General features: G+C 39.1%; 4 protein-coding genes. All 4 read right to left on the bottom strand.

The features are described from left to right. Positions 1-133: 133 nt before the first annotated feature. Positions 134-2,425: a TonB-dependent receptor gene (locus JW841_00310; protein ID MBN1959360.1), complete on the bottom strand. Its 2,292-nt coding sequence runs from the start codon at positions 2,423-2,425 to the stop codon at positions 134-136. Positions 2,426-2,440: 15 nt separating this feature from the next. Then, complete coding sequence (locus JW841_00315) at positions 2,441-3,847, bottom strand: hypothetical protein (GenBank protein ID MBN1959361.1); 1,407 nt, start codon at positions 3,845-3,847, stop codon at positions 2,441-2,443. Positions 3,848-4,303: 456 nt separating this feature from the next. Beyond that, positions 4,304-4,507 carry a hypothetical protein gene (locus tag JW841_00320; protein MBN1959362.1) on the bottom strand — a complete coding sequence of 68 codons (204 nt, stop codon included), beginning with the start codon at positions 4,505-4,507 and terminating at the stop codon, positions 4,304-4,306. A gap of 19 nt (positions 4,508-4,526) precedes the next feature. Then, a partial coding sequence (locus JW841_00325) for a hypothetical protein (protein MBN1959363.1) occupies positions 4,527-6,825 on the bottom strand: 2,299 nt, incomplete at its 5' end.

Here is a 6,825-nt window from a genome sequence, read left to right on the forward strand (position 1 = left end):
CCTAGTTCCTAGTTCCTAGTTCCTAGTTCCTAGTTCCTAGTTCCTAGTTCCTAGTTCCTAGTTCCTAGTTCCTAGTTCCTAGTTCCTCTTAGTTCCTCGTAATCGTGTCTAATAGATGACTAAGAGAGATGATTTATGGTTTCATAATATATTGAGCGCCAATTAAAACAGAGATCCCTTCTTTAACTTGCGCGTTGCCAGTTTCAGAAGAATATAAAGCCTTAGCGGCATAACGATGATTAGTCAGATTGCGAACGGTTAATAATAGATTAAAGTTTGGATAAGGTGTGTAAGTGGAATTAAGATTGATTTCCCAAGGCCAATTGCGCTGTTCTTCAAAATAGCGACTTACAGTAGGAGAATATGTAAAAGATTGTGGTCGTGAGCGCGCCCAAAAAGATAAAGTTGCAAATAAATTATCAGTTATCGATTGAGTAACACCAGCTTTAAAATTATGATTCGAAATCATATCTAAATGGTATTTGCGACCAGCAATTTTTTCTTCTTTATCAACATAAGAATAGGACCCCCATGCTTGTAAGCGCCAAATAGCAAAACGAAATGAAAATTCACCACCATATACAATAGAGGTACCTGCGTTTGCAGACATAAGTAAATCTTTACTGTCCCATTGGGTAGGGGTAGTGCGCACATAAACAGTGTCACTAATATTTGGGGACAAATAAGAATCAGCTTGAATTATTAGTTTTCTATTTACTTTATAAAAGCCACTTAAACTAGTATGAAATTTTTCGTTTTTAAATAATAAATTAATTTCGTTAGCTGTTGACTGTTCTGGATCGAGATCTGGATTAGGAATTATAATGGCGCGATCGGTTTCAGCAACGCTGTGTGAATAATACGGCGCTGGAGCAACAAACGCTTTAGAAAAAATGTATTTAGCAGTCAGTTCTGGAATGATATCAAAGCTAACGGCAACGCGCGGGCTAAGCGGAACCGTTTCTACACGTGAATTATAATCACCACGCAAACCCCCAATAATACGTAAGCGGTCAAACAAAACACCGGTTAATTCGAGATAACTTCCTAAGCTACGATAGATTACATTTTGGGCGCTTGGTACTTGTACAAGACTGCTGAGTTCATATTGCAAGAAGTAATACTCAACAATGTGACTTTGCGAAATTAAGTTTTCTTTAGTGTCAATAGTTCTTTCTGATGAAAATTTAGGCAAAATATCGTGATATTTGCCAACTACTCCACCAATTGCTGTTAGTTTTAATGAATCCATATCATGTTGCCAAGTGAAGCGCTCTTCAATTGATAAAGCATTACCTAAACCATATTTCCAATCGTTCATTTGCCAACGTGTATTGCTGTCATCTGGATATATTACCCGCGATTCTGGGTTGATTTCATAGCGACTGAATTGTAAATGTGAACTAATAAAAAGTGTTTCAGATACATTGATAGTATTTGCAGCCTCAAGAATTAAAGATGAATCTTTCCACTTCGCTTCTTTCATGCGTGAGAATGCTGGCCCCAGACCTTCGCTACTATTTGACGATGATTGACGATACCATAATTGTAGCCGCCAATTTTTTTGCTGCAGCTTAGTAAATACATTTAATCCACTTTCGCCACGGGTAAATTCATCTGAGTCACCTAGGTTGTTGGCATAATCTACATGTAAGCGATAACGCTGCTTGTCAAAATTTTGTATGTCGGTCAGTGCGGTGTCTAGGTAACGTACATGGGCAGAAACATCAGTATCACCAAGCGGACCATTATATGATACCCAACCTTCTTTAGTGTTAGGGTAACCACCAGCAACGCCCGCTTCTAATTCTGGCGATTTTGACGCATCTTTGGTGATAATATTAATTACCGCACTAATTGCATCTTGCCCATACATAGTTGAGCCCGGGCCATAGACAATCTCTATTTGTTTGGCATAGCGCACTGAAAAATCCCGATGAAACATCATTGGCTCACCACCAGGTGGATTTAAGCGGGCGCCATTTAATAAAACTATAATTTTATTATTACCAACTACACCACGAACTGGCACAAGAGTGCCGACTTCAGCCCAATAATCATCAATGGTTTCCATATCGGGTAAATCGCGCAATACTTCACTAAGATAACCATAACCACGCATACGCAGATCATTTTGGGTTATTACTAGAACCGTAGCCGGCGCTGCTTGCACTTGTTCTTGTTTTTGTGACGCGGTAGTAACTTCAGGAATTGCAATGTTTAATAATTCATTTAAACTCATATTTTCTATATTGTCTTGATCTAAAATAGAAGCAGATTGCAAATCTGTTTCTGACGCCGCAGAAGCCGCAAAGCCTTCTCGGGGTGCAGGCTCGGTGGCATTAATAAAGGTAGAGGAGAAAAGAGATCCTATTAGAACAAGCGGTAGATACAACACCTGGCCCTGAGTCCCAAGTATTGCCATGAGTATTATCTCCTATTATTTACTAAATACAGTTGCTGCGGCGCTAAAGCTTAAATGACGTGCGCCATGCTCTTTAGTATAGCCTACTTCACTAGAGCCAAGAAAGCCTAAAATTGGTTTATCAGCACCAATGTTACTTTGAATCGGTCCTAAAACTTGGGAGCCAAATTCTGGATATCCAGCAAGCAGCGATTCACAAGCAACTAAAAAGGCGCCTGCAACATCATCCTTAGCCATATTTTCACTGCGACGCGCTTGATCAATCATTTTGCCAAAAATGCCATTAGCGCCGGCAGCAGTAACACTTAATAAAGATGCAGTAGCGCCTTCTTCAACAGTTGAACAACATGTAGCGCAGGTACCGTCAGGTGTAGTTTGAGTTGCACTTATCGTAATAAAAGCACCGGTATCACCCTCAGATACCTTAAAAGCATTACGAGTCCATATTTCGGCACCGAAGCCCTTATTTACGTCTTCTGCCATAGCATTTTCGTATGCAGTTGTAATTAATTCGTTATTATCTAACCATTCAGCATATACTTCTGCGCAAGGTCTATCATCAATAGTACCAATTCTGGCGCCATTAGCTGTGGATACTACATTGCCTAATACGCCAGATTTTTCAGGATATTCATCATGACCATATCCCCAATAACTAGCTACTTTAAAATCACCATAAGCAACCGCAACCACGAGGTCATCTTCACTCGCTCTACTGCGGGTGAATTGATATTCATATTGAAAACCTGCTAGAAAACTATGAATACCTGCCGAACGTCCACCAATAACTGGTACATCACTGCCCACAACTTCAGTGATACCTTTAAGAATTTCAAATAATGGGGTACTAGAGCAACTGACAATAAAGACTACTTTAGGTTTATCTTGTTCTGTCATGCCAGCATCAGCGATGGCGGCCTTGATAACAGTTTGGCCATTTTCTTTGGTGTCAAGTATTTTTACATCCGCAGATTCTGGAGCCATACTGCCAATACCTGCTTTCATGTCTTTATAAGCTAGCGCCATAAAGCCTACACCAGAAGGCAGTAGGCCTTCAGGAGTAAAAATACCGATCGTAGCGTCAGGTTCAGTACCAAATACGACTTGATAAGCAGAGGTTAAACCCCATACTTTTGTAGTACCAGGCAGAGTAGCATCAACAGCTTGTTGCAAAGCCGTTGCATTAAGCTCTGGTGCGCCAGGGGTTGTCATTAGCACTAAGGCAGCCTGGCGATCGTCAAGTTCATTTTCGATTTTGTCCCATGCTTCTTGCACCGCAGCAAGGGGGTCTGCATTAGAGCTACCGCCATAAATAATGGGGTTCTTTTCTTTATCTTCGCTACATGACATCAAGCCTATTGGTAATAGTCCCATCATTATTGTTATACTTATGAGCGATTTGAATGGAAAACTTAGCGTCATGGGATGCTCCTTCAACTCTCCTTGAATAGAGTTTGGGTTTTTTAAGAGATTTACATACTTCTAACCCTATAAATTATGTAACGGCCCACAAGTTGCATTTGTTAATAGATAAAATGCATTTTAATATATCAGTGAAATAGAGAGCGCGCATTATTTATTCATCGGTGGATTAATTACGCTAAAAAATGGGCAAAATAGCTTATAAATCTGCCAGTTAGCCTCTAGCCAACTAAATCCAACTAGATTACCGTGATGCTGTCGGCCAAAGTGAAGATTTTGCATGGATCGATGATACCTTTTATTAAAGGATCACCTTTTCATTGCCACGATTGCACTACGATATCCTGCACTTGGTTGATGCTGGGTCGCAAACAAAAGGGCGAGCTATTTATCATATGGTCATAAGCTAATTGCGTACAATGAACTTGCGGCTCTCGTTCAAGCAGACCTAAGGCTTCAAAGCAGGGTGATAATAACATCTAATGGTCTTTCGGCAATTTCTAATCGTTGAGATATTTCAGCAACCGTACCAGGTTGTTTCGCAATCACATTAAGCAAATCAAGCTCAATAATGCTTGCCACTATGGCATCAGTAGTGCAGACATTATCGCGATAGCGATACAGTAGACTAGGATCTGAATTTGGAATGTTTGCAAGCATTTTTTATTCCCTTAAGCAATTAGCGCGCCTTTTTACCATGGGTACTATTTTTGGTTTTTGTGGTTTTACTCTTTACGCTTTTCGCTGGCTTTTGTTTCTTCGATTTTATACTGTCGGTCGCTCTCGGCGGTTCAGAATTCGACATATTTGTTTCTATTTGTTTTACTTCAACAAGCTTTTTAGGGACCGCATTATAATTTATAATAAGTCTTAAAACTAATATGGTTGCTGCTATAAGAAGAAGCAGTGCAAGTACCAGTTTACGTTTCGTTGATTTTGACTTATTTACCCATGACATATACAAGCGAACTATCAATAACTTTGATTGCTTACGAGTATCATCGAGCTTAGCCGCAAGATTAGCGATAGTATCATTATCTTCTTCAAGTTGACGCCTTAAATGAGCATTGCTTGAACGTTCAATTTCTAAAGCCGTCTGCAGATTTGGTACTAATGATCTTTCATCTCGTAATGTACGCTCACGAACGTCTATAGTTTCACGCAACTCGGTTAGTTGGAGGCGTTCTTTTTCAAAAGATTGTGTTCTTTCTTCAAACAGTTGTTTTTCTCGCTCAAGTTGTTGTTGCAGCTCTTCGAGTTCAGCTTGCTTTGCTAATAGTTCATTAGCTTCAGGTATTGGCTTAATTGCTGCAACTCTGGCTTGAGTGTTTTCTATCTCAATACGTAGCTGCATAATTTCATCACGTTCATGATGTAATTGCTCAGCTTCATTGGCTAATAGTAATTGATCTTTTTGTAAGATTGCACGCTCATCTTCAAGAGCTTGGCGCGTACTTGTAAGTTCATCACTAAGTTGCTCAAGTTCATCTGTGCGTGCACGCTGTGTTGTGAAATTTTCATTGAGTAATGCACGGGTTTGTTCTAAATCGTTAGAAAAATTCTGCAGCTCTAACCGATCATGTTCTAATATTTCACGTTCATGTGAAAGACGCTCGCGTTCAATGGTTAGTTGATCACGTTCATCTGCTGTATCTTGTATTGCTTCATTTTGAATTTTTTTAATTTGTTCTCGCGCTTCATTTAATTCTAAAAGTATTTCTTGACGTTGCTTTTCAGATCGTTCTGATAGCTCTTCATAACGTTGCTCTAGGTTATGATACTTCGTATTTATATCTTCTAAATCTGCATTTGCCTCATCTGTTTTAGCAACAACATCTGCCTGATACTCTTTATTTAACTCTTGTAATTGATGAGCAAGATTATCATTGAGTTCAAGTAACAAATCTTTTTCATGTTGCAAAGCTTCAATTGCTGGTAAGGTCAATACTTTTTCAGCAAGTTCTCGCTCTCGCTTACTTAATGCGACTTCGGTGTTATGAAATATATTGAGATTATTTTGTAGTTCTGCTTCGCGTTGCGATAGGTCTTGCTCGGTTTTTTCTAAAACTTTTATTTGTTGTTCAAGTGTTTGTTCGCGTTTTTCAACTTCAAGTGCACGTGCTTCGGTTATTAATAAAGCGGCGTGTCTTTCTTCAATCTTAGCTTCTTTTTTTGCAAGAGTTTTTTCTCGTTCGTTAAGCGCTGCAAATTTTGTGTCATATTGCATGCTAAGATCTTCAAGTTGCACAACCTTAGCATGTATTTGTCTTTTATGAACCTTAATTTCTTCTTCTTTAGCGCTAGCTGCGGTCTGTGCTTCTTGGAAAGCACTCTCAGCTTGCATAAATTGTTGCTCGCGTTGATTTAATTCATCTTCGTGTTCGGTATGATTGGTGATACGTGCTGCTAATTCGACTTCACGTTCCGCTAATGATGCCGCACGATCAGCAAGAATATTCTCACGCTGGGCTAAACTTTGTGCGTGATTATTAATTTCATTTTCTTGCTTTTCTAATAAAGCGATCTGTTCGGCTATTTGTTGCGTTCGCACCGATAAAGCATTCTCGGCTTCAGTTGCAGCCTTTTCACGGTCACTAATTAATTCTGTACTTTTATCAATAAGCGTTTGTTGTTCATTTAAATCATCAAACTTTTGTTGCAATGCAGTTTGTTGTTCATTTATTTCGTCATCTTTTTGTTCAAGCTGCTGTTTTTGCTCATTTAAATCTTGCTGGCTTTGTAAAATAAAATTTTGCTGCTTCGCAAGCTCTTGTTGCTTTTGTTCTAATTGTTCTAAATTCTGTATGAATACTTGTTCACGTTGCTCTAGGTCACTGCGGTTTCGCTCAAATGTTAATTGCTGCTGTGCATATTTTTGCTCGCGCTCAGCAATCATTGCAACAGTATTATCGATCTCTGTTTGTTTTTGATTAAGTTCATTATTTTTTTGCTCTATTGCTGCTTGTTGTTGTTGCAGA

Source organism: Deltaproteobacteria bacterium (assembly GCA_016931625.1).
In the GTDB taxonomy this organism is placed as follows: Bacteria; Myxococcota; XYA12-FULL-58-9; order XYA12-FULL-58-9; family JAFGEK01; genus JAFGEK01.

Coding starts and splice junctions, on each gene's coding strand:
- JW841_00310 (MBN1959360.1), bottom strand. CDS start 2,425: ATGGCAATACTTGGGACTCAGGGCCAGGTGTTGTATCTACCGCTTGTT.
- JW841_00320 (MBN1959362.1), bottom strand. CDS start 4,507: ATGCTTGCAAACATTCCAAATTCAGATCCTAGTCTACTGTATCGCTAT.
- JW841_00315 (MBN1959361.1), bottom strand. CDS start 3,847: ATGACGCTAAGTTTTCCATTCAAATCGCTCATAAGTATAACAATAATG.